The following is a 23719-nucleotide window of genomic DNA, read 5'->3' as shown; positions in this document are numbered from 1 at the left end:
GGGATCAGACACCGACTGCCGCGGTCCGTTCTGGGCGCAGCGGCTTGCGGACCGACGGCTTTCGCCTTGCCGCCCAGAGATAGATTCCGCTGACGAGAACGATGATCGTCATGATGTCGAGAACCGCCCAGACGATCTTCAACGGAAGCCCGCCGTAATCGCCGAAATGCAGCGGACGCGAGACCTGAAGCGTCTTCAGATACCACGGCACCTCGGGCGCCACGATCGTCTTGCCGTCATTGGCATCGACCAGCATCGGCTGAAGCATGCGCGCCGTGAAGGGCGTCGCTCCCTTGGTCCAGACCACGAGGTGCTGCGGGCTGCCGAAACGCGCCGCGGTCGGCATCGTCACCGAGGTGACGAGGCGATCCGGAAATCTGGTGCGGACAAGCTCGACGGCGGCTTGAACCGAAGGGATCGGAGCCACGGGCTTGCCCAGATGAGGCGCCAGCAAGACGGGGATGAGCTGCGCCCGCCACAGGTCGAACAACGGCGTCGCCAGCGTGTTGATCATGCCGGTGAGACCGACCACCAACGTCCACGTCAACGTGACGATGCCGAGGAGATTATGGGTGTCGAGCCATTTGAGCCGGGGCGACGACCGCCGACGGATCGTCCCGAAATCCAGCCGCCGCATGAACGGCCAATAGACAACGATGCCGGAGATGATCGACACGGCGAACACCAGTCCCATCGCCCCGAGAAACAGCTCGCCGGGGAGCCCTGCGAACATGTCCTTGTGTATCCGGAGCACGATATCCATGACGTCCTGATGCGGGGCTTCTTCGCCGAGCATTTCGGCCGTTCGCGCATCGAACGTCAGGCGATGGAAGTTGCCCGGCGCCGGGACAGCGGTCGGAGAAACGGCCACAGTCACGAGTGGCTCGGTCTGCTTGAGATTGAGCAGCAGGACATACTGACCGGGAAAACGCGCTTGCGCCGCCGCGATCATCCGGTCGAGCGACAAACGCGGCGTTCCTTCCGGCATCGCGGGCGCCGAGATCTCGTCCTCGAGCAGATCGTCGATCTCGTCGTGAAAGACCAACGGAAGTCCCGTCACGCACAGCATCAGCAGGAACAGCATGCACACGAGCGAGGTCCAGGTGTGAATGCGGGACCATAGCCGGATCGTGCGGACCTGAACCATGGCGATCCTTACCAGCGATAGCTGACCGTGCCCGTGATGGTGCGCGGGCTGGTGTATTGGCAACCGCCATTCGTGGTGCACGCAACGGTGACGCGATCGGCGATGTTCTTCACGTTCAGCGCGAGGTTGACACCCTTGGGCTGGCGATAATGCAGGCCCGCATCGAACACGACGTAGCCCTCGTTGACGATGGTGTTGGTGGTGTCGGCGAAGGTCGGCCCGTTGTAGCGGACGCCGCCGCCCAACCCCCAGCCGTCCCATGTCCCGCCCTGGGCCGTGTAGTCGAGATAGGCCGATGCCATCTGGCGGGCCACCAGCGTCGGCACCTTGCCGAGATCGGCGGCGGTGGTGGTTTGCGTCACCTTCACATCCTGGTTGGTGTAGGTGGCCACGAGGTTCAGTCCGGGCATGATCTGCGCCAGCGTCTCGAACTCGATGCCGCGCGAATTCACCTCGCCGAGCTGGACCGAGAAGCCGAGATGCGATGGATCGCTCGTGAGCGAGTTTTGCCGCGTCAGATCATAGAGCGCCAACGTCATCAGCAGGGTCCGCGACGGCTGGTACTTCACGCCGAGCTCGTGCTGCTGCGCCGTCGTCGGCTTGAACGGATTCCCCGCAAAATCCGTGCCCGGCGTCGGCAGGAACGATTCCGAATAGCTGTAATACGGCGCAACTCCGGAATCGAACACGTACGAGACCGCTCCACGCTTGGTGAAGGCCGTGTCCTTGGTGTCGGTCGTCTTGTTGGTCGCCAAGGCGTAGGTGTTCTGTTCGGAGACATCGTAGCGGCCGCCCAATGTAAAGATCCAGTTCTGGATCTTCATCTGGTCCTGCACATAGACGCCGACCTGATCGATTGTCTGGTTCGCCGAGGGGGTGACGAGCGCAGTCGGAGCCGCGATGGCTTGGTCGTAGACCGGATTGATCTTGCTGAGCGGCGGCGCATTTCCGGAATAGGTCCGGTCCGTCATGTTGAACGTCAGATAGTCGACGCCGGAGACCACCGTGTGCTGAAGCGGCCCCGTGCCGAACTTGCTGATCAGGTGGTTGTCGGTCGACAGGGTATCGACTTGCTCCTGGATGCGCATCGCGCGACGACGCGGAAAGTTCGTGGCCGTATCGAGCGGCGTTCCGATGAACGTCAGATAGCGATAATCGAGCTCGGTGTGGCCGTAGCGAGCCTTCGATTCGAAGATCAGATCGTTGTTGAAGCGGTGCTCGAACTGATAGCCGATGCGCTCCTGCTCCTGGTCGAACCTATTGTAGCTGGGGTCACCGAGGAACAGCGGCAGTGCGGTGATGCCGGTGACCTTACCGCCGCTCAGATGCGCCATCGACAACGGAAAGGCGTTGCCGGTCACATCGTGCGTGTAGTCAGCGAGGATGGTCAGCGTGGTATCGTTGGTCGGCTTCCAGGTCACGGCGGGCGCGATATAGGTCCGGTTGTCCTTCACGAAATTCGAGAAATTGGCGATCTGCGCATCGGAATCCCTGAACACGCCGGTCAGCCTGTAAAGCAACGAGCCATCCTTGGTCGCAGGACCTCCGAAGTCGAATGCCCCCTGAAACCGATCGTAGTTGCCGAACTGGCCGACGATCTCGCCGAAGGCCTTGTCGGGCGGGCGCTTGCTGATGACGTCGACAAGACCGCCCGGCGCCCCCTGCCCGTACATGACGGAGCTCGGACCCTTGATGACGTCGATGCGTTCGAAGCCGTAGGGCTCGTTGCGGAACAGCGACAAGAAGGCGGGATCGCCGACCTCGCGAAGCCCGTCGCGATAGGCGCCGTAGCCGTTGTTGTCGAAGCCGCGGATGTAAACGTTGTCGAAGCGCGGATCCTTGCCGCCGGGCTGGATGGCGAGACCTGCGACATACTGCAATCCTTCGACCAGTGTCGTGACCGAGCGCGCATCAAGCTGGTCGCGGCTGACGACGGAAACGGATTGCGGTGTCTCCAGGATCGGTACGTCGGACTTCATCGCAGCCGAGCTGACGACGGGTACAAACCCCCTCACCGGATCGGTACCGCGTTCCGCCGCAGCGGCAGCCGGCTGGGAAGCTGCTTGGACTGCCTGTCCTGCCGCACGCGATCGCGTCTGGCGGGCGCCCGCAGATCGCGAGTTGCGCGGTGTGGTGACCTGGCGCTTGCTCGGGCGGCTTTGCTCGACCACGACGGGAGGAAGAACCGATGCCCCGCTCGCGCTCTGAGCCTGCGCGTTTTGGCCGAAGGCGATGGCGGAAGGAAGCGCGACAAGACCGCACAACATCGACACGCGCCCGCGCTTCGTTGCGCGTGCGTCAAACACCAATTCCAGCATTCCCAGTCCCCGAACTTTCGGGAACGACCATGCAGAGACTCCGAGCGCACAATCAAAGTGTTTCGGACGTTCGCGTCGTAGAATCTATGTAGACTGGATCCGTTCTAATGAAATGCTGTCAGCATCTCGCACGCGTCTTCCGCGGCCTGCATGATTTCCGGACGTCGACTCGTCGCGCTCGGCGCATGGCCGGGCTGCCGCGTCACGATCTAGAATCGTAACCGCCGGCCCCAAAACGGCTTCAGCAGTTCGAGGGCCGTGAGCACCAATAGTCCAGCGCCGAGCGTGATCATCAAATCGTCAAGATGCAGCGGACCGAAGCGAAAGAGACCGGAGGCCGGCGGCCAGAACAGGGCTGCGGCGAGGACAAGGGCAATCGCGAGGAATATCCAGAGCAATACCGCGTTTGGACGGAAGAAGGCAGACAAGAAGGATGCGCTGAAGGATCGATTGACCAGCACCAGCGCGAGGACGCAGACGACGAGCGCAATGAATGCGAGGGTGCGAGCCTCATCGGGCGGAAGCCCGGAACGAAGCGCTGCGACGAAGATCACCGCGATCAAGGCGAAGGCCACCGCGCCCTGCAGGACGCTCCAGGCGATCAGGGGCCACGAGAACAGCTCCGCATCGGCACGCCGCGGCGGACGCTTCATGACGTCGCGCTCCTCGCGCTCGGCTTCGAACACCAGCGAGCAGACGGGATCGATGATCAGCTCCAGAAAGGCGATGTGAACCGGGCCGAGCACCAGTGGCAGCCCAAACACCAGGGGAAGCAGCGCAAGACCCGCGATCGGCACGTGAACCGCGAAGATGAAGGCCATGGCCTTGCGCAGATTGTCGTAGATCCGGCGTCCGAGCCGGATGGATGCGACGATGGAGCTGAAATCGTCGTCGAGCAGGACGATCGAGGATGCCTCGCGGGCGACGTCGGTGCCGCGGCCACCCATCGCGATCCCGATATGGGCGGCCTTCAGCGACGGCGCGTCGTTGACGCCGTCGCCCGTCATCGCAACGATCTCGCCGCCGCGCTTCAGCGCCTGCACGATCCGCAGCTTCTGCTCCGGCAGAACCCGCGCGAAGACGTTCACCTTCCTGACGAGTGCCTCGAGCTCGGTGTCGTCAGCGAGCATGATCTGCTCCCCGGTCACGACCTCATTGACGTCGAGCCCGGCTTGCCCGGCAATCGCCAGAGCGGTCGCCGGATAGTCGCCCGTGATCATGACGACGCGGATGCCGGCCGAACGGCATTGGCGAACCGCCTCCGGAACGTGAGGCCGCAACGGATCGGTAAGCCCGACTAGGCCAACGAAGCGAAATACGAAAGCCTCCTGGGATGCCGGCAGGGAAGTGTCATCGCACGCGGCAACCGCCATCCCCAGCACGCGAAGCCCGTCCTTCGCCATGGCCCCGACGGCAGCTTGCACGGCCTCCCGATCGGCCTCGTTCAGCCTGCACAGCCGCGCAATCGCTTCCGGCGCGCCCTTGGCGCATGCGATGAGATCCGCCGCTGCGGATGTCCGCCAAACCTGGGTCATGGCGAGCAGCTCGGGGCGCAGACCATAGGTACGCACCAGCGTCCGCCCGCCATCCATCGCGTCTCCGTCCCGCAGGACATCACGCGCAAACGCGTGCAGCGCCTTCTCCATCGGATCGAACGGCTCCGGAGAGCTTGCCAGCGCCCCGCAGCGCGCCAGCTCGGCGAATTCGGGCCCGACCTGATCCGGACCGGACGCCTCCGCACGCAGACGCGCGCCGTCGCGCAGCCGCAGCTCGGCGACCGACATCTGGTTCTGCGTCAGCGTCCCGGTCTTGTCGGTGCACAGGACTGTCGCCGAGCCGAGGACCTCGATGGCGGCGGCTCGCCGCGTCAGGACACGAGCCTGCGAAATCCGCCACGCGCCCATGGCCATGAACACCGTGAGCGCGACGCCAAATTCTTCCGGAAGCATCGACATGCCGATGGCGACGCCTGCGAGCAGCGCCTGCAGCCAGTCGCCGCGCGAGACGCCGTAGAGCACAATCGCGGCCAGGCTGATGATGGCGCCGCCGAGAAAGCAGAGCCGCACCAGCCTTGCGGTCTGTTGCTGAAGCCGCGGCGGCTCGGCCTGCAAGCCGCGAAGCGACAGCCCGATCTTCCCGATCTCGCTGCGCGGCCCGGTGGCCTCGACCAGCGCCAGCCCCTCGCCGCGCACGACGAGCGAACCGGAATACACGAATGGCTGATCCTCGCCGCCGGGCCGGTGACCGGCCTCGGTGACCTTGTCGGCCGTCTTCTTGCGGACGGGCATCGACTCGCCGGTCAGCAGGGACTCGTCGATCTGCAGGTCCCGCGCCTCGACGAGCGCGACGTCGGCGGGGACGCGATCGCCTTCACCGAGGACGAGAAGGTCGCCCTGCACGACCTCGCGGCCGGCAATGCGCCGGCGCACCCCGTCGCGCACCACCAGCGCCCGCGGGCTGGTCAGGTCACGCAAGGCTTCCAGCACGCGCTCGGTCCGGGTCTCCTGCACCACCGTGATCACGATGGACATCGCCCCGAACGCCAACAGGATCAGCACCTCCTTGAGATCGCCGAGCACGAGATAGATCAGCCCGCCGCAAAGCAGCAGCAGGAGCATCGGCTCGCGCAGCACTTCCACCACGATGCGCAGGGGACTGCGTCGTTCCGGCCGAGGCAATTCGTTGGGGCCGTCTGCCGCGAGCTTCGCCCGGGCCTCGGTTTCGCTCAGGCCGGCCGAACTGCGGCGTTCCGTCTCGCTCACGGTTTCCGCCGCAGGCTCCAGAAGCTGCCGGCACCGACGATTGCGGTCGCGAGCAGGACGGCGACGAAGGTCTGGATGATGGTGAAATTCAGCGCGTCACGCGCGACGAACAGCGCCGTGATCGCGCCGGCGAGGACAAAGAGGATGCGAAAGATGACGCTCATGGCCGTGCCTCCAAAATCTGCATGACTTGGAGCCCGGGCCCGACATCGGGGCACAACGCTGTCTCTGCAACCATGCAGGCAGACTTTAGCCGGTCAGGGCGAAGCACCTTTGCGACAGGTCAAGCCTGGCCCGGCCATCATCTGCCGGCGGGTGCGACGCGATGTCCGCCTCGGAGCGCGCAGCCGCGCTCACGGCCGCGCGGCGCTATGCCGCTAGCGCTTCGCCATCAACTCGAGCGCCGGAGCAAAGCGCTCCGCGAACGTCAACGTCTTGGCGTGGTGGACCGCGGCAAAGGATGCAGAGATTCCCGCCGAAGCGACCGCGAGCACGGCAACTACGAAAGCCAGACGGCGCATGTTCGCCTCCTGTGTGAGCTCGACTACTCCATAGAAATGGGACGGCTCTGTTTCAGGACGGTTTCGTGGGCGCGGAAATTGATTTCGCTCAAGCGGCTGTGATGAGATCCGGCTTATCTGGGGGCATTCCGTAACCAACTAACAAGGGTCGACGTGTTTTGGAGCGCCGGCCGTGTTGGGAATTTCGTATCCGCGACCGCGATTCCGGGCACTGCGGCGACAAGCAACATTCGCTGGAATGGGAGTCATCGAGGACTACGCAAATGAAGATCGTGATCCAGAAGCTCAATGGCCTGTGGCACCTCATCGTCGGATCGTCCCAGATCCGAACGCCGTTCCTGGACACCCAGGACCGCGCGCTGGTGGTCACTTACGCCCGCCGCGCCTACCCCGGCGCCAGGATCTTCCAGCGCGACTGACGAGATACTTTTAATCGTCGTCCGCCGGGCCGCACCAGCCGGGCAGATAGATCGCATTCTTGCTTCTGGCGGCGGCCATCGCCTTCTCGAGCGCCTTGTCGAAATCGGCCTCCACCGCCTTGCGCGAGACCTGTCGGCGCAGGAAATCGGCCCACAGGAATTCGGAGAATGGCGTCGTGTCCTTGGCGAAGCCGCCCATGCGGCGCAATTCGCCGGCAAGGCTGCGGAACGGATCGTCCTTCAAGTCGGCGACCGATTTCGGCAGGTCGCGGAACGACCGCCGCTCGCCCTTGGCATCGTAAGGATAGACCCAGCGCTTGTTGTCCATGACGCCCCAGAAGGCCTCGCGCTCGACCATCCTGAGGTCGCCCACGATGGTCACCAGCACCTCCTTGACGCCTTCATCGTGCAGCGCGCGGCCGAGGTGATGATGGTCGATCACGTAGTAACGTGCATCGGGGCCGTAAACGACGGGGATCATATGCTTGCCGAGCAGATCCGCCTGCTTCTTCTTGTCATGCTCGCGCCAGCGCTTCCGCTTCTCCTTGACCTCGCGCATGCCGACCGTCATCTGCGTCGGCCGAAGCGACAGGATCGGAACCGGATGCACTCTCGGCTCGCGCGCGTTGGTCGTGGTCATGATCGAAGCCCCTCGGATGGATGCAACTAGCGGTTCGGGTTCCCGCGACTATGCCATGGGCCCCAGGGCGGCAAAATCCGTTCGAAGCACGCGCAGATCACAAGTCGATACCGATCGGACGAAGGACGGTGTCGCTGTGCCCGCATTGCAGCGCAACGCGCGGATCACGGGCGCGACGGCCGGTTTCCAGATCGCTGCACACCGGCCCGTGCACAAATGGTACGAACGCACGAATACACGCGGGAATTGAGAAGTTTTTCTGCAACGCGTGCCTCACCTATGCTATCTAAATTGCTGCTTCGGAGTGATCCCCGCCCCATGAACAACCAGCGGCCCATAAGCTCTGATGAGGAGCACCGGGTGCTCCAGTTCAGGCCGCGCACCCCGCCTTCCCCAAGGGTCCAGCGCGGCGATGCCAGCGTGCAGCCGCTGCGCGCCACGCCCGAACGGCTGGACCTGTCGCGCTACGAGCAGCCGCGCGCCGAGCCCGATAATTTCCGCCAGCGCATGCTTGCCAATATCGCGGCGCTCGCCTTCACCATCGCGCTGACCGCGATCGGGATCTGGCTCGCGGTCAGCATCGCCGACCTGCGCCGGACTCAGGATTGCGTGCTGATGGGCCGCCGCGACTGCGTCAAGATCACGACACCGCACATTTAGGACCGGCCCGGCGCGGACCTCGCGGCGGAAGGGTCCCAGCCGGCATCCCCAGCCCCGTCCGTTGCTGTCCCCCGGGGCCTGCCCGGCTCCATTGAACTCAGGGCGGCGCTCCGATATACGGGCTTTCGACCCGGCCAGAGGGGGGTTTGAGGGCGTCATCAGGGGCGCGATGCCCAGCCACCGTGCCACTCTGGACAATCTGACAGATACCTGCAATATATCAAAGGCTTAGTGATGTCCTCCACATTCGATCAGGTCGCCACGATCATCGCTGAAACCTGCGACATCCCGCGCGACACGATCACGCCGGATAGTCATGCCATCGATGACCTCGGCATCGACAGCCTCGATTTCCTCGATATCGCTTTTGCGATCGACAAGCAGTTCGGCATCAAGCTGCCGCTGGAGAAGTGGACTCAGGAAGTCAACGACGGCAAGGCGACCACCGAGCAATATTTCGTGCTGAAGAACCTGTGCGCCCGCATCGACGAACTGGTTGCGGCCAAGGGCGCGAGCGCCTAAGGGCGCAGTCATGCAACTCGAATACTTCCACATGATCGATCGCATCGTCGACCTCAAGGTCGACGAGAAGACGATCGTCGTCGAAGCGCAGGTCCCGCAGGAAAGCACCATTTTCGAGGGGCACTTCCCCGGTTATCCCTTGATGCCCGGCGTGCTCCTGATCGAATCGATGGCGCAGGCCTCGGGCTGGCTTCAACTCGGCGTTTTCAGGTTCGAACGCATGCCGATCCTGGCCGCCGTGAAGGAGGCCAAGGTCCGCGGCTCGGTCTTCCCGGGCGACCTTATGAGCATCGAGGCGAGCCTCACCCATGAAGGCTCCGGCTATGCCATGACCGAGGCCAAGATCCGGGTCGGCGGCAAGCTGCGCGCCAATTCCGCGCTCACCTTCACGTTGATCCCCTTCCCCAATGCGGATATGCGCGGATACATGGCGAAGGTCGCCGAGCGCGTCGGGTTTCCGCAACAGGTCCTATCGCAATGACTAACACCGCTTCGAGGCCCGGCCAGACCGAGGTCTGGATCACCGGCATTGGGCTCGCCACCTCGCTCGGCGAGGGCCTCGACGCCAACTGGGCCGCGCTTTCTGAGAAGCGCATCAATGTCGACGAGAAGGTCTTTGCGCCCTACATCGTGCATCCCTTGATGCCCGTATCCTTCGACAGCCAGATTCCGAAGAAGGGCGACCAGCGCCAGATGGAAGCCTGGCAGCGCATCGGCACCTACGCCGCCGGTCTTGCGCTGGATTCCGCCGGCATCAAAGGCAACAAGGACATCCTGTCGAAGATCGACATGGTCGTCGCCGCCGGCGGCGGCGAGCGCGACATCAACGTGGACAGCGGCATTCTCACCGCCGAGGCCAAGGGCGCCAACGCGCCGGGCTTCCTCAACGAGCGGCTGATGAGCGATCTCAGGCCGACGCTGTTCCTGGCCCAGCTCTCCAACCTGCTCGCCGGCAACATCGCCATCGTGCACGGCTTAGGAGGCACCTCGCGCACCTTCATGGGCGAAGAGGTCGCCGGCGCGGATGCCGCCCGCATCGCGCTCGCGCGCATCGCCTCGGGCGAAAGCGACATCGCGCTGGTCGGCGGCTCGCACAATGGCGAGCGCAAGGACTTGCTCGTCCTCTACGAATTCGGCGATTTCAACCTGAAGGACAAGTTCGCGCCCGTCTGGGCGCGCAAGGACCATCCCGGCTTCGCGCTGGGCTCGGCCGGCGCCTTCCTGGTGCTGGAATCGAAGGCCCATGCGGAAGCGCGCGGCGCCAAGCCGTTCGCAAAGCTGTCGAGCGTCGTCGCAGACCTCGCCAAACGCAAACAGCCCGGCGACATGACCGCGACACTCGAGAAGCTGTGGGCCAAGCTGCCCAGGCGCGAGGGCAAGGGCGCGATCATCACCGGGGCGACCGGCGCGGAGCCCGCGACCTCGGACGAGCGCGACTTCCTGAAGAGCCATGCCGACTTTCCGGTGCGCTCGACCGGCACGGTGTTCGGCCACGCCATGGAAACGCAATTTCCGCTCGGCATTGCCCTCGCAGCACTGTCGATCTCGCGCGGCGCGCTGTTCCCACCGAATGATTCCACGGGGACCGAGATTGAAATGCAGGGCGCGCCCACCCAGATCGTGGTGGTGGGAGCCGGACACTGGCGCGGCGAAGGCATGGCGCTGGTCGAGGCGGTTTAACCAGCTCAAGCGGGGATCGACATGACTGCACCACGCGACAAACTCGGGCGTCCCGTCGTCGTCGTCACCGGCATGGGCATCATGACCTCGCTCGGTGCCGGTAAATCCGACAATTGGGCGAAGCTCGTCGCCGGCGAATCCGGCATCCGCACCATCACGCGTTTTCCGGTCGACGGCCTCAAGACCACGATGGCCGGCACGGTCGATTTCGTCAGCGCCGATCCGTTCTCGTCCACCGCCCTGTCCGAGCGGATGGCCGAGCTGGTGACGCAGGAAGCGCTGGAGCAGGCCGGCATCGGCGCCAAGGCCGATTTCCCGGGTCCGCTTTTCCTCGCGGTTGCACCGGTCGAGGTCGAATGGCCGCAGCGTCGCGAGCTCGGTCGCGCCGTCGGCCAGCAAGACATCAGCTACGACGATCTGCTCCGCATCTCCGGCGGCGGCAAGTTCAGCGCCTATCATCATCGCTTCATGTTCGGCTCGGTTGCCGCCTCTCTCGCCGAGACCTTCGGCACCAAGGGCTCGCCGATCTCGCTGTCGACGGCCTGCGCGTCCGGAGCCACCTCGATCCAGCTCGGCGTCGAGGCGATCCGCCGCGGCGAGACCGATGCGGCGCTGTGCGTCGCGACCGACGGCACCGTCAACCCGGAAGCGCTGGTGCGCTTCTCGCTGCTGTCGGCGCTGTCGACCCAGAACGACCCGCCGCAGGCGGCCTCCCGTCCCTTCTCCAAGAACCGCGACGGTTTTGTCATGGCCGAAGGCGCCGGCGCGCTCGTGCTTGAAAGCTATGAAGCCGCCACCGCGCGCGGCGCAAAGATTCTCGGCGTGATTGCCGGCTGCGGTGAGCTCACGGATTCGTTCCATCGCACCCGCTCCTCGCCCGACGGCAAGCCGATCATCGGCTGCATGAACAAGACGCTGGCCGACGCCGGCATGACGCCGGACCAGATCGACCACATCAACGCGCACGGCACCGCGACGCCCGAGAACGACAAGATGGAGTTCAACACGACGTCGGCGGTGTTCGGCGAGCTCGCGCAGAAGATTCCGGTCACCTCCAACAAGTCGATGGTCGGCCACACCATCTCGGCCGCCGGCGCGGTCGAGGCGATCTTCTCGCTGCTCACGCTCGAGCATCAGCGCATTCCGCCGACGATCAACTACGACAATCCGGATCCCACGATCCTGTTCAACGTCGTCGGCAACAAGGCGCGCGATGCCCGCGTCACTGCGGTGATGTCGAACTCGTTCGGCTTCGGCGGCCAGAACGCTTCGCTGATCCTGACCCGCGAACCGGCCTGACCGGACGCATGAGGCTGCTTCCTGCGAGCACGAAGGCCCGCGCGCGGGAGGCTGCCAAATCGCTCGGCGGCAGCCTGATCGGCGCCGCGACCGTCGCGATGCTGCGCACCACGCGCTATTTCGATCCGGCCAAGACCTCGGACTTTTTCGCGCGTGCCGTGAAGCTGATCGGACCGCGCCTGCGCGAGCACCGCATCGGCCGCGCCAACCTCGCCGCCGCCTTCCCCGAGAAGTCACCGGAAGAGATCGAACGGATCCTGATGGGCGTCTGGGACAATCTCGGCCGCGTCGGCGCCGAGTTCGCCCATATCGACCAGGTCTGGAATTACGAGCGGGATGCCCCGGAGAAGAGTCGAATCGAGATTTCCCCGCGCAGCATCGAGCTGTTCGACCAGATCCGCGACGACGGCAAGCCGGCGCTGATCTTCGCCGCGCATCTTGCGAACTGGGAATTGCCGGCGCTCGCCGCGGTCGCGCATGGACTGGACACCGCAATCCTCTATCGCCGCCCGAACATCGCCTCGGCCGATCGCATCATCCAGGAGATGCGCCAGGTCAACATGGGCACGCTGATTCCGGCCGGCCGCGAGGCGCCGCTGCGGCTCGCGCAGGCGCTGAAGGACGGCAAGCACGTCGCCATGCTGATCGACCAGTATCTGACGGCTGGCGTCGCGGTCACGTTCTTCGGCCGCAAGACCCGCGCCAATCCGATGCTGGCGCGCCTCTTGCGCCAGGTCGAATGCCCGATCCACGGCGTGCGCATCATCCGCCTGCCCGACGGCCGCTTCCGCGGCGAGCTCACCGAAGAGATCCAGCCGGTGCGCGATGCCGACGGCAGGATCGACATCCAGGGCACGACGCAGGCGATCACCAGCGTGGTGGAAAGCTGGGTGCGCGAGCATCCCGAGCAGTGGCTGTGGCTGCATAGAAGGTGGCGGTAGGCGCTGGCGCTATTTGCTCAGCGGCCGCATTCGGACTCGGCCAGGCTCGATCACGGAAAAATGGCCCGCCCAATCGTCACGGGCCAAGATCAGGTCGGCGAGCACCTTGCCAATCCGCCCGGGTGCCGGCGGTGGGATGCGCAACAATACGATACCGCATGCGGTCGGGAGCGACGACGCTTTAGCCAACTCCCCAAAGTCCTTATCAAAGGTGATTAGGATCCGTTGTTCGTGCGACGCCTGCGCCAATACTTCGCGATCGCTGCTACCAGGCGCCGAAGCTCTGATCCAGATGACGTCGTGACCTGATGCACGAAGTGCATCGACGGCGGAGCCAGGAAAATTCTCGTCCGCGAGAAAACGCGTCTCAAGCTGCGGTCGGGTGAACCCGTTCGCCGCTAAGGGAATCGCGTGCGTAAGCCAGACACGCGAGAATGTCCTCGCGCGAAAGGCCTGGATAGTTGGCCAAAATGTCGGCTTCGCTCCAACCGTCTGCCATCAATCCGATGATGAACTCGACCGCAATGCGGGTCCCACTAATCACGGGCTTGCCAGCAAGGACATCAGGTGCGAGCGAGATGCGAGAATGATCGGTCATTGCTAAAGGCCTAGTTCGTTCAATCTGAAGCAGATAGTACACCAATTCCCGCCGCACGGCGAATTTGGAACCCATCTGCCCTACCTCCCCGTCTTCACCTTGGTCCAGAGCCGATTGATGATCCGCTGGGTCGCCGGCTCGCGCGCCGTGATGACGAACAGTTTTGCGAGCGTCGCCTCGTCCGGATAGATGTTCTTGTCGTTCAGGATCTTCGGGTCGACCAGCTTCTGGCTGGCGAGGTTGCCGTTGGCGTAGGACAAAAAGTCCGAGTTCTTGGCGGCGACGTCGGGGCGGTAGAGATAGTTGATCAGCTCGTAGGCCTCTTTGACGTTCTTCGCATCCGCAGGGATCGCGAGATTGTCGAAGAACATCTGCGCGCCCTCCTTCGGAATGGTGTAGCCGATCTCGACGCCGCTCTTGGCCTCCGCCGCGCGGGCACGGGCCTGCATGATGTCGCCGGACCAGCCGACCACGAAACAGATCTCGCCGGTGGCGAGCGCGCTCAAATATTCGGACGAGTGAAACTTCCGCACTGACGGGCGGACTTTTGCCACGGCGTCGGCAGCTTTCTCGAGGTCGGCCTGCTTGGTCGAGTTCGGATCGAGCCCGTGCCAGCTCAGCGCCGCCGGGAAGATGTCGTCGGCGGAGTCCAGCATGTGCACGCCGCAGTCTTTGAATTTTGCCAAGTTCTCCGGCTTGAAGACGATGTCCCAGCTGTCGATCTTCGCGTCCGCCCCGAGGATCTGCTTCACCTTGGCGACGTTGTAGCCGATGCCCGTCGTGCCCCACATGTAGTTGGCGGCGTAGACGTTGCCGGGATCGTAGGTGGCGAGGCGCTGCGTCACCACCGGCCAGGCATGGCTAAGGTTCGGCAGCTTCGACTTGTCGAGCTTCTGGAAGATGTTGGCCTTGATCTGGCGCTGCAGGAAATAGGCGGTGGGCACCACGACGTCATAGCCGGACTTTCCGGCCATCAGGCGCGTCTCCAGCGTCTCGTTGGCGTCGAAGGTGTCGTAGACCACCTTGATGCCGGTCTCCTTGGTGAAGGCCTCCAGGACGTCAGGCGCCATGTAGTTGGACCAGTTGTAGAAGTTGACGACCCGCTCCTCGGCCCCCGCGGGAGCGGAGAGCAACGTCAGTGCCGCGGCGATCGCGAAACCAATCCCGGAGCGGCCGACGTTCGTCATCTCGATCTACCTCTTGCGTCCACGCACCGCGTCCGACAGCCGCTCCAGCGCGGTGTCCAGCGTCTTGTCCTTCTTGGCAAAGCAGAAGCGCACCACCGAGGTCACCGGGTCCTGCTCGTAGAACGCCGAGACCGGAATGGCGGCCACCTTGTAGTCCTTCACGATGCGCCAGCAGAACTCGGTGTCGCTTTCGTTGAGGCCGAGCGGCGACAGGTCGACGGTGAGGAAGTAGGTACCTTGCGACTTCAGCACGGGGAAGCCGAGGCTCTCCAGGCCCTTGGTCAGGCGGTCCCTGCTCCGCGTCAAATCCTTGCGCATCGACAGGAAGTAGTCGTCGGACTTGCCGAGGCCGTAGGCCACCGCGGCCTGCAGGTTCGGCGCGGTGGTGAAGGTCAGGAACTGGTGCACCTTGGCGGCGACGCGCAAGAGCTGCGGCGCGGCGCAGACGAAGCCGATCTTCCAGCCCGTCAGCGAGAAGATCTTGCCGGCCGAGCCGACCTTGATGGTGCGCTCGCGCATGCCGGGGATGGTGATCAGCGGGATGTGCTTGTGCTCGTCGAAGGTGACGTGCTCCCAGACCTCGTCGCAGATCGCGATGACGTCGAACTCCTGGCAGTAGCGTGCCAGCAGCTCGAGGTCCTCGCGCGGATAGACCACCGCCGAAGGATTCAAGGGGTTGTTGAACAGCACCGCCTTGGTCTTTGAATTGAACACGCTTTTCAGCATGTCCTCGTTCAGCCGCCAATGCGGCGGCTCCAGCCGGACCAGCCGCGGAATGCCGCCGGCCTGGCGGATGATCGGCAGATAGGAATCATAGACCGGCTGGAAGCAGACCACCTCGTCGCCGGGCCTGACCACCGCGAGGATCGCCGAGGTCAGCGCCTCGGTGCCGCCTGATGTGACCATCACCTCGCTCATCGGGTCGAGCTTGAGGCCGTGCCAGTGGCCGTAATGGGTCGCGATCGCCTGGCGCAGCTCCGGCAGGCCCATCATCGACGGGTACTGGTTGTAGCCGTTCAGCGAGGCCTCGGCCGCGGCGCGGCGGATATCCTCGGGGCCGGGATCGTCAGGAAATCCCTGGCCGAGATTGATGGCATTGTTGTCGCGCGCGGCCTGCGACATCGCCTCGAAGATGGTGACGGGAAGGTCGGCGAAGACCTTGTTCAGCGAAGAGCTCTTGGTCGTCATTGCGCGGTTAGCCACCGACCTTGCTGGGAAGCCCCGCCGCCTTCCAGCCCAGCATGCCGCCGGCCAGATGCTTGTCGTAGGGCAGGCCCGCCGCCTGTGCCGCCAGCGAGGCCGTCACCGAACGCTTGCCTGAGCGGCAGGCGAACACGACCTCCTTGCCTTGGGGATCGGGGATCGCCTTGGGATCAAAGGTCGAGAGCGGAACCACGACGCCGTAAGGATAGGCCTCGGCCTCGACCTCGTTCGGCTCACGGACGTCGACCAGGAGATAGCGCCCTTCCGCGACACCCTTGGCGACCTCGTCCGGGGTCAGATCCTGCACTTGATTTGCCACATCATCCTCCAACGTCGCGGGCCGCGTGCCGGGGCGATCCCGGCCGGCGGCAACCTCGCCTCTCGGGAGACGAAAATCAAGCGCCACAAAGGCTTGAGCCGCGCGGCGCAAGTTAAAGCTAAATCGCAGCGACTTGAAGTCCGGCTTTCGGGGCTCACACTCGATGTCATCCCCCGCGACGGGGGATCCAGTACGCCGCGGCGGATGCGGCGAGAGCGAGCTCTTCAACGCCGGCCTCTGGAATACTGGATCGCCCGGTCAAGCCGGGCGATGACAGCGGTGGAGTCAGATCGTCACCTGGGTTCCGACCTCGACCACGCGGCCGGAAGGGATCTGGAAATAGTCGGTGGCATCGTTGGCGGAGCGGCTGAGCGAGATGAACAGCCGGTCCTGCCAGCGCGGCATGCCGGAATGGGCGGCGGGCTTGAGCGCCCTGCGCGACAGGAAGAACGAGGTCGACATGATGTCGAACTGCCAGCCCAGCTTGCGGGCGATCGCCAGCGCCTTCGGCACGTTCGGGGATTCCATGAAGCCGAACTTCAGCGTCACCTTGGAGAAGGTCGGTGAGATCTGCTCCAGCTTCACCCGCTCCGCCGGATCGATCCGCGGGGTCTGCGCGGTCTCGATAGTGAGAATGACGTTCTTCTCATGCAGCACCTTGTAGTGTTTCAGACTATGCATCAGCGCGGTCGGCGCGCTGAGCGGATCCGAGGTCAGGAACACCGCGGTGCCAGGCACGCGCTGCGGCGGTCGCTTCTCCAGCATCGCCACGAGATCGGCGAGCGGGAACTCGAGCTTGCGCGATTTCTCGAACAAGAGCCGGCTGCCGCGCCGCCACGTGTACATCAGGATGATCATGACGGCACCGAGGGCCAGCGGCACCCAGCCGCCCTCGAACACCTTCAACAGGTTCGCGGTCAGGAAGGTCAGGTCGAGAAACAGGAACGGCGCAATCAGCGCGCCGGCGGCGAGCCCAGACCAGCGCCAGCCCTTCCAGACCACGACGAAGCCCATCATGGCCGTGACCACCATGGTCCCGGTGACGGAGATGCCGTAGGCGGACGCGAGCGCGCTGGACGAGCGGAACAGCAGCACCAGCAGCACCACCGCGACCAGCAGCAGCTGGTTGATGCGCGGAATGAAGATCTGGCCGGAATGGGCTTCCGACGTATGGCGAATTTCGAATCGCGGCAGCAGCCCGAGCTGGATCGCCTGGCGCGTCAGCGAATAGGCCCCGGTGATGACGGCCTGGCTCGCGATGACGGTCGCCATGGTCGCCAGCACGACCATGCAGCCGCGGAAGAAGCCTTGCGGGAACAGCTGGAAGAACGGGCTCACGATCGCGCCGGGATCGCCGAGCACCAGCGCACCCTGCCCCAGATAATTCAGCGCCAGCGAGGGCAGCACGATGAACAGCCAGGCGGTCTGGATCGGCCGCTTGCCGAAATGGCCGAGATCGGCATAGAGCGCCTCGGCGCCGGTCACGGCCAGGAACACCGCGCCCAGCGTCACGAAGCCGATGATGCCATGGTGCAGCATGAAGTTCACCGCGTAGAGCGGGTTCAGCGCGTACAGCACCTGCGGCTGCTGGATGATCGGATGGATCGCTGCGGCCGCGAGGACCGCGAACCAGACGCACATGATCGGGCCGAAAAAGGCCGCAACGCGCGCCGTGCCGCGGGACTGCACGGCGAATAGGCAGACCAGGATCACCACCGTCAGCGGAACGATGTAGGGCTCGAACCTCAGCGTGACGTCCTTCATGCCCTCGATCGCCGACAGCACCGAGAGCGCCGGCGTGATCACGGCATCGCCGTAGAACAAGGCTCCGGAAATGACGCCGAGCAGCACGATGGTCGCCCCACCGGTGCCAACCGCCCGCTGGGCCAGCGCCATCAGCGCCAGCGTGCCGCCCTCGCCATTATTGTCGGCGCGCAGCAGGATCACGACGTATTTGAGCGTCACCACCACGATGAGGGCCCACAGGATCAGGGACACCACGCCGAGCACGGCTGCCGGCGTCGGCAACCCCTCCGCGCCCGAGGCGGCCATCACGGCCTCGCGGAACGCGTAGAGCGGGCTGGTGCCGATATCGCCGTAGACAACGCCGATGCTGCCGAGCGTCAGCGCGCCGAAACGGGCGGTGGTGTGGGCATCGCCATGCCCATTAGCCGCCACCGTTTCCGGGGCGGGAACTGCTATGTCGCTTGTCATGGGAGAGCCCAGTGGCCTCTAGAATGCTTCACTGCACAATGGCGGAAGAGCGCGCGGCTTATAGTCCTGCGCCACCGGCATAGCCTAGCCCGATTCTGGGCCATAGCCATGCAGATATGCATGGCTGCACCAGTTGCATTCTAGATGGTGACCTGAGTTCCGACTTCCACCACCCGGCCGGTGGGAATCTGGAAGTAGTCGGTGGCATCGTTGGCCGACCGACTCAGCGCGATGAACAGATGATCCTGCCAGAGCGGCATGCCCGACTGCGCCGAGGCCTTCAGCGATCGTCGCGACACGAAGAACGACGTCGACATGATGTCGAACTGCCAGCCCTGCTTGCGCGCGATCGCGAGCGCCTTGGGCACGTTCGGCTGCTCCATGAAGCCGAAGCGCAGGCGGACCTTGGAGAACTTGTCGCTGATCTTCTCCATCCTGAACCGCTCCGACAGATCGACCCGGGGCGTCTGCGCGGTCTCGATGGTCAGGATCACGTTGTGCTCGTGCAGCACCTTGTTGTGCTTGAGATTGTGCAGGAGCGCGGTCGGCACGAACGAGGGATCGCTGGTCAGGAACACCGCGGTACCCTTGACGATGTGCGGCGGCCGCTTCTCCAGGCTGCGGATCAGATCGTCCAGCGGCACCTCGATCCGCCGCGTCTTCTGGACCAGGATTCCGGAGCCCTTGCGCCAGGTCCAGATCGTCCCCGCCATGACGATGCCGAACAGCAGCGGCACCCAGGCGCCTTCGAGCAGCTTGAGCAGATTGGCGCTGAAGAAGCTCAAATCGACGACGACGAAGGGGATGATCACCGCCGCAGCCGCAGCCGCACGCCAGTTCCACAGCTTCCAGATCACGACGAAGCCCATGATGCCGTCGGCCACCATGGTGGTTGAAACCGCAATGCCGTAGGCCGAGGCCAGATTGCTGGGGGTGTGGAACAGCAGCACCAGCAGCATCACGCCGATCAGCAGCAGCCGGTTCACGCGCGGCAGATAGATCTGGCCGGCATGGGATTCGGAGGTGTAGCGCACCTCGAAACGCGGCAGGAGGCCGAGCTGCACGGCCTGATAGACCAGCGAATAGGCGCCCGTGATTACCGCCTGGCTCGCGATCACGGTGGCGGCCGTCGCGAGCCCGACCAGCGGCAGCACCAGCTTATCGGGCACCATGCGATAGAAGGAATGCTGGATCGCGCTGGGATCAGACAGCACCAGCGCACCCTGCCCGAAATAGTTGATCAGGAGCGCGGGCAGCACGAAGAACATCCAGGCCGACTGGATCGGCTTGCGGCCGAAATGGCCGAGATCGGCGTAAAGCGCCTCGCCCCCCGTCACCGCCAGGAACACGGCACCGAGGGTCACGAGGCCGATCGTGCCGTGCGACAGCACGAACTGCACCGCGTAATAGGGATTGATGGCCGCCAGCACCGAGGGGTCGTCGGCGATGTGGACCGCCCCCATGACCGCGATGACGGTGAACCAGATCACCATCACCGGCCCGAAGGCCGAGGCGACCAGCGCGGTCCCCTTGCTCTGGACCGCAAACAGCAGCACCAGAATGAGGACGGTGACCGGCACGACATAGTGCTCGAGCGCGGGGGTTGCGAGCTTCAGACCTTCCACCGCCGAGAGCACCGAGATCGCCGGCGTGATCATGGAATCGCCGATGAACATCGAGGCGCCGATCACGCCGAGCGCAAGCAGAACCCAGCTTCGCCGCCCGAGCGCGCGCTGGCCGAGTGCCATCAGCGACAGCGTGCCGCCCTCCCCGTTATTGTCGGCGCGCAGCAGCAAGAGGACGTATTTGGCGGTGACGACGATCAGAAGCGCCCACAGAATCAACGATAGGACGCCCAGTACGATGATGCGCGAGACCGGCTCGCCATGGGCCGCGGCCTTGACCGCCTCGTGGAATGCGTAGAGCGGCGAAGTGCCGATATCGCCGAAGACGACGCCGATGCTCCCGAGCGTAAGGGACCAAAAGCCCGACTTGACCGGCCCTTCATGGGTCTCAGTCGATGTGATGCTCGCCGTCATGAGGATGGAAAACGCTTCGTCCCTGATTTTGATCCGGCGCCTTTTGACGCTTCCGCCGCGCCTGTCAATCGCCCATCACCTTAGCAGGCGCAGGGACAGAAGCTGTGACGCGGCTGCAACGTTCATCGCCAGCGCGACGACATGCCTCAGGTAAGATGGTAGCGCAAGGGGGTTACGGCTTCAGATTCGGCGGCAGCGGCGGATCTTCGCGCATCAGGGTGATGGTCACCCGCCGGTTAGCGGCGAGCGAGGGATCGTCCGGAAACAGCGGCTGGGTATCGGCCTTGCCGGAGACGGCGAAGATGTGCGACGGCGGCAGGCCCTGGCGTTCGAGGATCTGACGCACCGCATTGGCACGGTCGGCCGACAGATCGAAGGCGCCGTAGTCGCTGCGGGTCGGCACGAACCCCGCCGCGGTGTGGCCGGCGATGGAAACGCGCAGCGGCGTCGCCTTGAGCGGGACCGCGAGCTTCTCGATCAGGCGGCGGGTGCGGTCGTAGGGCACCTTGGAGCCGTCGGCGAACATCGAGCGGCCGTCCTGGTCGACGATCTCCAGGTTGAGGCCCTGCTTGGTCTCCTCGAACATGATGTGCTTGGACATCTCGGTCAGCTCCGGCATGTCCTGCAGCGCCTGGCGCAGCGAGGCTGCCGCGAGCGCGAAATTGCGATCAACCTTGATCTTCGCGCCGGACGTCTTGTCGCGGTCTTCCTGGTCCGGCGTCGGCGTATTGGAGGCGTCCTCGGGCTGGATGTGATCGACGTTCTTCAGGCGCGGACGGGTCGGCAGGCCGTCGGACTCGACGATACCGGCGTAGCGCGCCTCGCTCTGCACGCCGAAGGCGTCGCGCATCGAGCCGGCGACGATCTTCAGCTTGTTGGCGTCCTGCGTCGAGAACGCGACGAGCATCACGAAGAAGCTCATCATCAGGCCCATCAGATCGGCGAAGGTCACGAACCAGCCGTGACCGCCTCCATGCGCATCGCCGCGTTTCTTCTTGGCCATGTCTCAAATCCCGGCGGGCGGCTTACGCCGGCACCGGCTCGCCATCGGCGTGACGATGCTTCTCCGGCAGATAGGCCAGCAGCATTTCGCGCACGAGCGTCGGGCTCTTGGAGTCGCGGATCATCAGGATGCCGTCGATGATCAGAGTGCGGTTGGTCTCCTCGTCCAGCAGCTTGCCGTGCAGCTTGTCGGCGATCGGCAGGCAGAACAGGTTCGCGACCAGCGCGCCGTAGAGGGTGGCGAGCAGCGCGGTCGCCATGAACGGGCCGAGCTTGGAAGGATCGGTCATGTTGGCGAACATCTGCACCATGCCGATCAAGGTGCCGATCATGCCGAACGCCGGAGCGCAATCGCCGATGGCGCGGTAGATCTTGCTGCCCTCGTCGAGATGCATGAGGAAGTTGTCGCGGTCGCGCTCGAGATTGTCGCGGATGAAGTCGAGGTCGTAGCCGTCGGCGACGTAGCGGATGCCCTTGGCGAGGAAGGGCTCGTCGGTCTCGACCTTTTCCAGTCCGACCGGGCCCTGCTTGCGGGCGATCTCGGCGATGCGGGCGAGCTCGTCGACGAGGTCGTGGGCCGACAGCCGGCTCATGGTGAAGGCGAACTTGGCGCCGAGCGGAAGGCCGTGCAGGAGCGCCGAAAGCGGAAACCGGATCATGGTGGCGGAGATCGAGCCGCCGAAGATGATGATCATCGCATGTTCGGAGATGAACATGTGAAGATCGCCGCCCATGAAGATCATCGCCACGATGACGATGGTGCCCGCAATGAGCCCGACGCTCGTCATGATATCCATGGGAAACTCCGACGCGTACGCAACAACGGCCGTCCTGGCCGCTGGCGCGGCCCAACCCCGAACCGCATCGGAAACCCTAGAGCGCCGCCCTTAAAGCCGCGTAAAGGTTAAGTCTGGACCGCGTGCCGCCCACCGCCGCAATTGCCGTCCAGCGATGGGAATTTCAACATTTCGCTAACCATAAGGAGCCGCGCCACGACGTCACATCGGCTGCGGCCCTCCGCCACATCGTGGTCGGGGATCAGCTGGTGTTTGCTGGCGTTGCGACATGGCCGATCGTGGAGCCATCGCAATGTTGACGCTGTTCAGTCTTCTCACGGCGCTGCCCGCGGCGCTGGCGTTCCACCTGCTCGAGCCGGAGCTCGTGCTTCCGGCGTTCAGCGTGCTGCTCTTCGTCGAGGCCGCCTTCGCCGTGATCGCAGCACGGTTGATGCACAGCCCCGACAGCGCAGATGACCTAACAATGTGGGATTTTGCCGGCGGCTTCACCCTGATCGGATGCGCCGCCGCCGTGCTCGGCGAGCCTGATCAGGCCGCCTTGTTTCTGACCGAGCAAGGCGATCTACGGCCGGAATCGCGGCCGTAGATCGCCCCATCGGCCGTCAGTGGATCTCCGCCGAGCGCTTCAGCGCCGCCTTCAGCTTCTCGAGCGAGAAATCCGGACTGCGGGCGATCTCCAGGATCGGCGTCTCGCGGCGGCCGCAGAGCTCGGCGGCCTCCGGCAGCTTTGCGGCAATGTCGAGCGGGATCACGATGGCGCCATGGCGGTCGGCGTGGATGAGATCGTCCGACTTCACGGTCATGCCGGCGACACGCACCTCGCCGCCGAAGCTTTCCGCGTGCACCCAGGCGTGCGACGGGCCGATCGAGCCGGCCAGCGCCTGGAAGCCGGGCGCCCATTGCGGGATGTCGCGGATCGAGCCGTCGGTGATCACGCCGAGGCAGCCGAGCGCCTTGTGGACGTTGCTCTGCACCTCGCCCCAGAACGCGCCATAGCCGACATCGGGTCCGTCGATGTCCTGGATCACCGAGATGCGCGGGCCATGGCCGGTGCCGACATATTCGTAATATTCGATGCGGCGCCTGGACTGCTCCTCGGCCGGAAGCGATGATTTCAGCACCGAGCGGATCGCCACCGTGCGGGCATAGCCGACGATCGGCGGCAGGTCGGGGAACGGGCAGACCAGTTGCTTGGTGGTGTAGCCGATCAGCCGCCGCTCGGGCGCCACGATCTCCATGGCATTGCAGATCGTCGGCGTGTCGTAGCGGCCCAGCGCTTCGAGGACGGAAGCGGGCAGCGGCCCGGTCGCGGAATTGGTCACGGCGTTCTCTCCCAGATTGGCGGCGGTTGATTGCGCGATGCCGCCGGCACTAGGGGCGATATAGCCGAGATCGGGCCTCGACCCAACTCAGGCAGGCCTCATGGCAGATATCTGCGTGCGGCCGTTAGA

The 23719-nt window shown here is 64.5% G+C and carries 24 protein-coding genes; 8 read left to right on the top strand and 16 right to left on the bottom strand.

Annotated elements, in window-relative coordinates:
* Nucleotides 1-4 precede the first annotated feature (4 nt).
* The 5 genes from N2602_RS16495 to N2602_RS16475 form a co-directional block, all read right to left on the bottom strand.
* Nucleotides 5-1147 carry a PepSY domain-containing protein gene (locus N2602_RS16495; protein WP_260383272.1) on the bottom strand — a complete coding sequence of 381 codons (1143 nt, stop codon included), beginning with the start codon at nucleotides 1145-1147 and terminating at the stop codon, nucleotides 5-7.
* Nucleotides 1148-1155: 8 nt separating this feature from the next.
* Entirely contained in the window at nucleotides 1156-3126 is a 1971-nt protein-coding gene (locus N2602_RS16490; protein ID WP_260383271.1) for a TonB-dependent siderophore receptor, read from the bottom strand.
* Nucleotides 3127-3674: 548 nt separating this feature from the next.
* Nucleotides 3675-6227: a cation-translocating P-type ATPase gene (locus N2602_RS16485; RefSeq protein WP_260383270.1), complete on the bottom strand. Its 2553-nt coding sequence runs from the start codon at nucleotides 6225-6227 to the stop codon at nucleotides 3675-3677.
* On the bottom strand, nucleotides 6224-6391 hold the full coding sequence (locus N2602_RS16480) for a hypothetical protein (RefSeq protein WP_167361653.1): 168 nt from the start codon (nucleotides 6389-6391) through the stop codon (nucleotides 6224-6226). Before N2602_RS16480 ends, N2602_RS16485 begins: the two co-directional genes overlap by 4 nt.
* A 213-nt stretch (nucleotides 6392-6604) precedes the next feature.
* Complete coding sequence (locus N2602_RS16475; protein WP_172788113.1) at nucleotides 6605-6748, bottom strand: hypothetical protein; 144 nt, start codon at nucleotides 6746-6748, stop codon at nucleotides 6605-6607.
* 263 nt (nucleotides 6749-7011) lie between these two features.
* On the opposite strand from N2602_RS16475, the gene N2602_RS16470 reads away from it, so the two are divergent.
* The gene (locus N2602_RS16470; RefSeq protein WP_165637160.1) at nucleotides 7012-7167 is read left to right on the top strand and encodes a hypothetical protein; all 156 of its coding nucleotides are present in this window, start codon (nucleotides 7012-7014) and stop codon (nucleotides 7165-7167) included.
* Between the two features lie 10 nt (nucleotides 7168-7177).
* Here N2602_RS16470 and N2602_RS16465 read toward each other — a convergent pair whose 3' ends face one another.
* Nucleotides 7178-7807 carry a ParB-like protein gene (locus tag N2602_RS16465; protein WP_260383269.1) on the bottom strand — a complete coding sequence of 210 codons (630 nt, stop codon included), beginning with the start codon at nucleotides 7805-7807 and terminating at the stop codon, nucleotides 7178-7180.
* A 318-nt stretch (nucleotides 7808-8125) separates the two neighbouring features.
* On the opposite strand from N2602_RS16465, the gene N2602_RS16460 reads away from it, so the two are divergent.
* The 6 genes from N2602_RS16460 (at nucleotide 8126) to N2602_RS16435 (ending at nucleotide 12909) form a co-directional block, all read left to right on the top strand.
* The gene (locus N2602_RS16460; RefSeq protein WP_172788111.1) at nucleotides 8126-8467 is read left to right on the top strand and encodes a hypothetical protein; all 342 of its coding nucleotides are present in this window, start codon (nucleotides 8126-8128) and stop codon (nucleotides 8465-8467) included.
* A 234-nt stretch (nucleotides 8468-8701) separates the two neighbouring features.
* Nucleotides 8702-8989, top strand: a complete 288-nt coding sequence (locus N2602_RS16455; protein ID WP_007592476.1) for an acyl carrier protein — start codon at nucleotides 8702-8704, stop codon at nucleotides 8987-8989.
* A 10-nt stretch (nucleotides 8990-8999) separates the two neighbouring features.
* On the top strand, nucleotides 9000-9470 hold the full coding sequence (locus tag N2602_RS16450) for a 3-hydroxyacyl-ACP dehydratase FabZ family protein (RefSeq protein WP_172788110.1): 471 nt from the start codon (nucleotides 9000-9002) through the stop codon (nucleotides 9468-9470).
* A complete protein-coding gene (locus N2602_RS16445) occupies nucleotides 9467-10669 on the top strand; it encodes a beta-ketoacyl-ACP synthase (protein WP_172788109.1) in 1203 nt (400 codons plus the stop codon). Before N2602_RS16450 ends, N2602_RS16445 begins: the two co-directional genes overlap by 4 nt.
* Before the next feature lie 21 nt (nucleotides 10670-10690).
* Entirely contained in the window at nucleotides 10691-11968 is a 1278-nt protein-coding gene (locus N2602_RS16440) for a beta-ketoacyl-ACP synthase (RefSeq protein WP_260383268.1), read from the top strand.
* A gap of 8 nt (nucleotides 11969-11976) precedes the next feature.
* Nucleotides 11977-12909 (top strand): lipid A biosynthesis lauroyl acyltransferase, encoded by a 933-nt coding sequence (locus N2602_RS16435; protein WP_260383267.1) that lies wholly within the window; start codon nucleotides 11977-11979, stop codon nucleotides 12907-12909.
* A 9-nt stretch (nucleotides 12910-12918) separates the two neighbouring features.
* On the opposite strand, the gene N2602_RS16430 is transcribed toward N2602_RS16435, so the two are convergent.
* The 9 genes from N2602_RS16430 to N2602_RS16390 form a co-directional block, all read right to left on the bottom strand.
* On the bottom strand, nucleotides 12919-13317 hold the full coding sequence (locus N2602_RS16430; RefSeq protein ID WP_260383665.1) for a DUF5615 family PIN-like protein: 399 nt from the start codon (nucleotides 13315-13317) through the stop codon (nucleotides 12919-12921).
* Nucleotides 13277-13582, bottom strand: a complete 306-nt coding sequence (locus N2602_RS16425) for a DUF433 domain-containing protein (protein ID WP_260383266.1) — start codon at nucleotides 13580-13582, stop codon at nucleotides 13277-13279. Before N2602_RS16425 ends, N2602_RS16430 begins: the two co-directional genes overlap by 41 nt.
* Before the next feature lie 5 nt (nucleotides 13583-13587).
* Nucleotides 13588-14694, bottom strand: a complete 1107-nt coding sequence (locus N2602_RS16420; RefSeq protein WP_260383265.1) for a polyamine ABC transporter substrate-binding protein — start codon at nucleotides 14692-14694, stop codon at nucleotides 13588-13590.
* A 6-nt stretch (nucleotides 14695-14700) separates the two neighbouring features.
* Complete coding sequence (locus tag N2602_RS16415) at nucleotides 14701-15882, bottom strand: aminotransferase (RefSeq protein ID WP_260383264.1); 1182 nt, start codon at nucleotides 15880-15882, stop codon at nucleotides 14701-14703.
* 7 nt (nucleotides 15883-15889) lie between these two features.
* Nucleotides 15890-16216 carry a rhodanese-like domain-containing protein gene (locus N2602_RS16410; RefSeq protein ID WP_197946948.1) on the bottom strand — a complete coding sequence of 109 codons (327 nt, stop codon included), beginning with the start codon at nucleotides 16214-16216 and terminating at the stop codon, nucleotides 15890-15892.
* Between the two features lie 285 nt (nucleotides 16217-16501).
* Complete coding sequence (locus N2602_RS16405) at nucleotides 16502-18430, bottom strand: potassium transporter Kup (RefSeq protein ID WP_172788102.1); 1929 nt, start codon at nucleotides 18428-18430, stop codon at nucleotides 16502-16504.
* Nucleotides 18431-18570: 140 nt separating this feature from the next.
* The gene (locus tag N2602_RS16400; protein ID WP_172788101.1) at nucleotides 18571-20469 is read right to left on the bottom strand and encodes a potassium transporter Kup; all 1899 of its coding nucleotides are present in this window, start codon (nucleotides 20467-20469) and stop codon (nucleotides 18571-18573) included.
* A 172-nt stretch (nucleotides 20470-20641) separates the two neighbouring features.
* Nucleotides 20642-21472: a flagellar motor protein MotB gene (locus N2602_RS16395; RefSeq protein ID WP_212257364.1), complete on the bottom strand. Its 831-nt coding sequence runs from the start codon at nucleotides 21470-21472 to the stop codon at nucleotides 20642-20644.
* Nucleotides 21473-21494: 22 nt separating this feature from the next.
* Entirely contained in the window at nucleotides 21495-22268 is a 774-nt protein-coding gene (locus N2602_RS16390) for a motility protein A (RefSeq protein WP_172788099.1), read from the bottom strand.
* Between the two features lie 268 nt (nucleotides 22269-22536).
* On the opposite strand from N2602_RS16390, the gene N2602_RS16385 reads away from it, so the two are divergent.
* Entirely contained in the window at nucleotides 22537-22854 is a 318-nt protein-coding gene (locus N2602_RS16385; protein WP_260383263.1) for a hypothetical protein, read from the top strand.
* 16 nt (nucleotides 22855-22870) lie between these two features.
* Here N2602_RS16385 and N2602_RS16380 read toward each other — a convergent pair whose 3' ends face one another.
* Complete coding sequence (locus tag N2602_RS16380; protein ID WP_172788097.1) at nucleotides 22871-23590, bottom strand: RraA family protein; 720 nt, start codon at nucleotides 23588-23590, stop codon at nucleotides 22871-22873.
* Nucleotides 23591-23719 lie beyond the last annotated feature (129 nt).

This window comes from Bradyrhizobium sp. NC92 (assembly GCF_025200865.1).
Lineage (GTDB): Bacteria > Pseudomonadota > Alphaproteobacteria > Rhizobiales > Xanthobacteraceae > Bradyrhizobium.
The sequence above is the reverse complement of the archived record's forward strand: the minus strand, read 5'-3'. Positions and strand labels throughout refer to the sequence as shown.

What these genes read in the sequence shown, in the direction of transcription:
- N2602_RS16495 (WP_260383272.1), bottom strand. Translation starts at nt 1,147, where the DNA reads ATGGTTCAGGTCCGCACGATCCGGCTATGGTCCCGCATTCACACCTGG.
- N2602_RS16490 (WP_260383271.1), bottom strand. Translation starts at nt 3,126, where the DNA reads ATGAAGTCCGACGTACCGATCCTGGAGACACCGCAATCCGTTTCCGTC.
- N2602_RS16480 (WP_167361653.1), bottom strand. Translation starts at nt 6,391, where the DNA reads ATGAGCGTCATCTTTCGCATCCTCTTTGTCCTCGCCGGCGCGATCACG.
- N2602_RS16475 (WP_172788113.1), bottom strand. Translation starts at nt 6,748, where the DNA reads ATGCGCCGTCTGGCTTTCGTAGTTGCCGTGCTCGCGGTCGCTTCGGCG.
- N2602_RS16470 (WP_165637160.1), top strand. Translation starts at nt 7,012, where the DNA reads ATGAAGATCGTGATCCAGAAGCTCAATGGCCTGTGGCACCTCATCGTC.
- N2602_RS16465 (WP_260383269.1), bottom strand. Translation starts at nt 7,807, where the DNA reads ATGACCACGACCAACGCGCGCGAGCCGAGAGTGCATCCGGTTCCGATC.
- N2602_RS16460 (WP_172788111.1), top strand. Translation starts at nt 8,126, where the DNA reads ATGAACAACCAGCGGCCCATAAGCTCTGATGAGGAGCACCGGGTGCTC.
- N2602_RS16455 (WP_007592476.1), top strand. Translation starts at nt 8,702, where the DNA reads ATGTCCTCCACATTCGATCAGGTCGCCACGATCATCGCTGAAACCTGC.
- N2602_RS16450 (WP_172788110.1), top strand. Translation starts at nt 9,000, where the DNA reads ATGCAACTCGAATACTTCCACATGATCGATCGCATCGTCGACCTCAAG.
- N2602_RS16445 (WP_172788109.1), top strand. Translation starts at nt 9,467, where the DNA reads ATGACTAACACCGCTTCGAGGCCCGGCCAGACCGAGGTCTGGATCACC.
- N2602_RS16440 (WP_260383268.1), top strand. Translation starts at nt 10,691, where the DNA reads ATGACTGCACCACGCGACAAACTCGGGCGTCCCGTCGTCGTCGTCACC.
- N2602_RS16435 (WP_260383267.1), top strand. Translation starts at nt 11,977, where the DNA reads ATGAGGCTGCTTCCTGCGAGCACGAAGGCCCGCGCGCGGGAGGCTGCC.
- N2602_RS16425 (WP_260383266.1), bottom strand. Translation starts at nt 13,582, where the DNA reads ATGGGTTCCAAATTCGCCGTGCGGCGGGAATTGGTGTACTATCTGCTT.
- N2602_RS16420 (WP_260383265.1), bottom strand. Translation starts at nt 14,694, where the DNA reads ATGACGAACGTCGGCCGCTCCGGGATTGGTTTCGCGATCGCCGCGGCA.
- N2602_RS16415 (WP_260383264.1), bottom strand. Translation starts at nt 15,882, where the DNA reads ATGACGACCAAGAGCTCTTCGCTGAACAAGGTCTTCGCCGACCTTCCC.
- N2602_RS16405 (WP_172788102.1), bottom strand. Translation starts at nt 18,430, where the DNA reads ATGACAAGCGACATAGCAGTTCCCGCCCCGGAAACGGTGGCGGCTAAT.
- N2602_RS16400 (WP_172788101.1), bottom strand. Translation starts at nt 20,469, where the DNA reads ATGACGGCGAGCATCACATCGACTGAGACCCATGAAGGGCCGGTCAAG.
- N2602_RS16395 (WP_212257364.1), bottom strand. Translation starts at nt 21,472, where the DNA reads ATGGCCAAGAAGAAACGCGGCGATGCGCATGGAGGCGGTCACGGCTGG.
- N2602_RS16390 (WP_172788099.1), bottom strand. Translation starts at nt 22,268, where the DNA reads ATGGATATCATGACGAGCGTCGGGCTCATTGCGGGCACCATCGTCATC.
- N2602_RS16385 (WP_260383263.1), top strand. Translation starts at nt 22,537, where the DNA reads ATGGCCGATCGTGGAGCCATCGCAATGTTGACGCTGTTCAGTCTTCTC.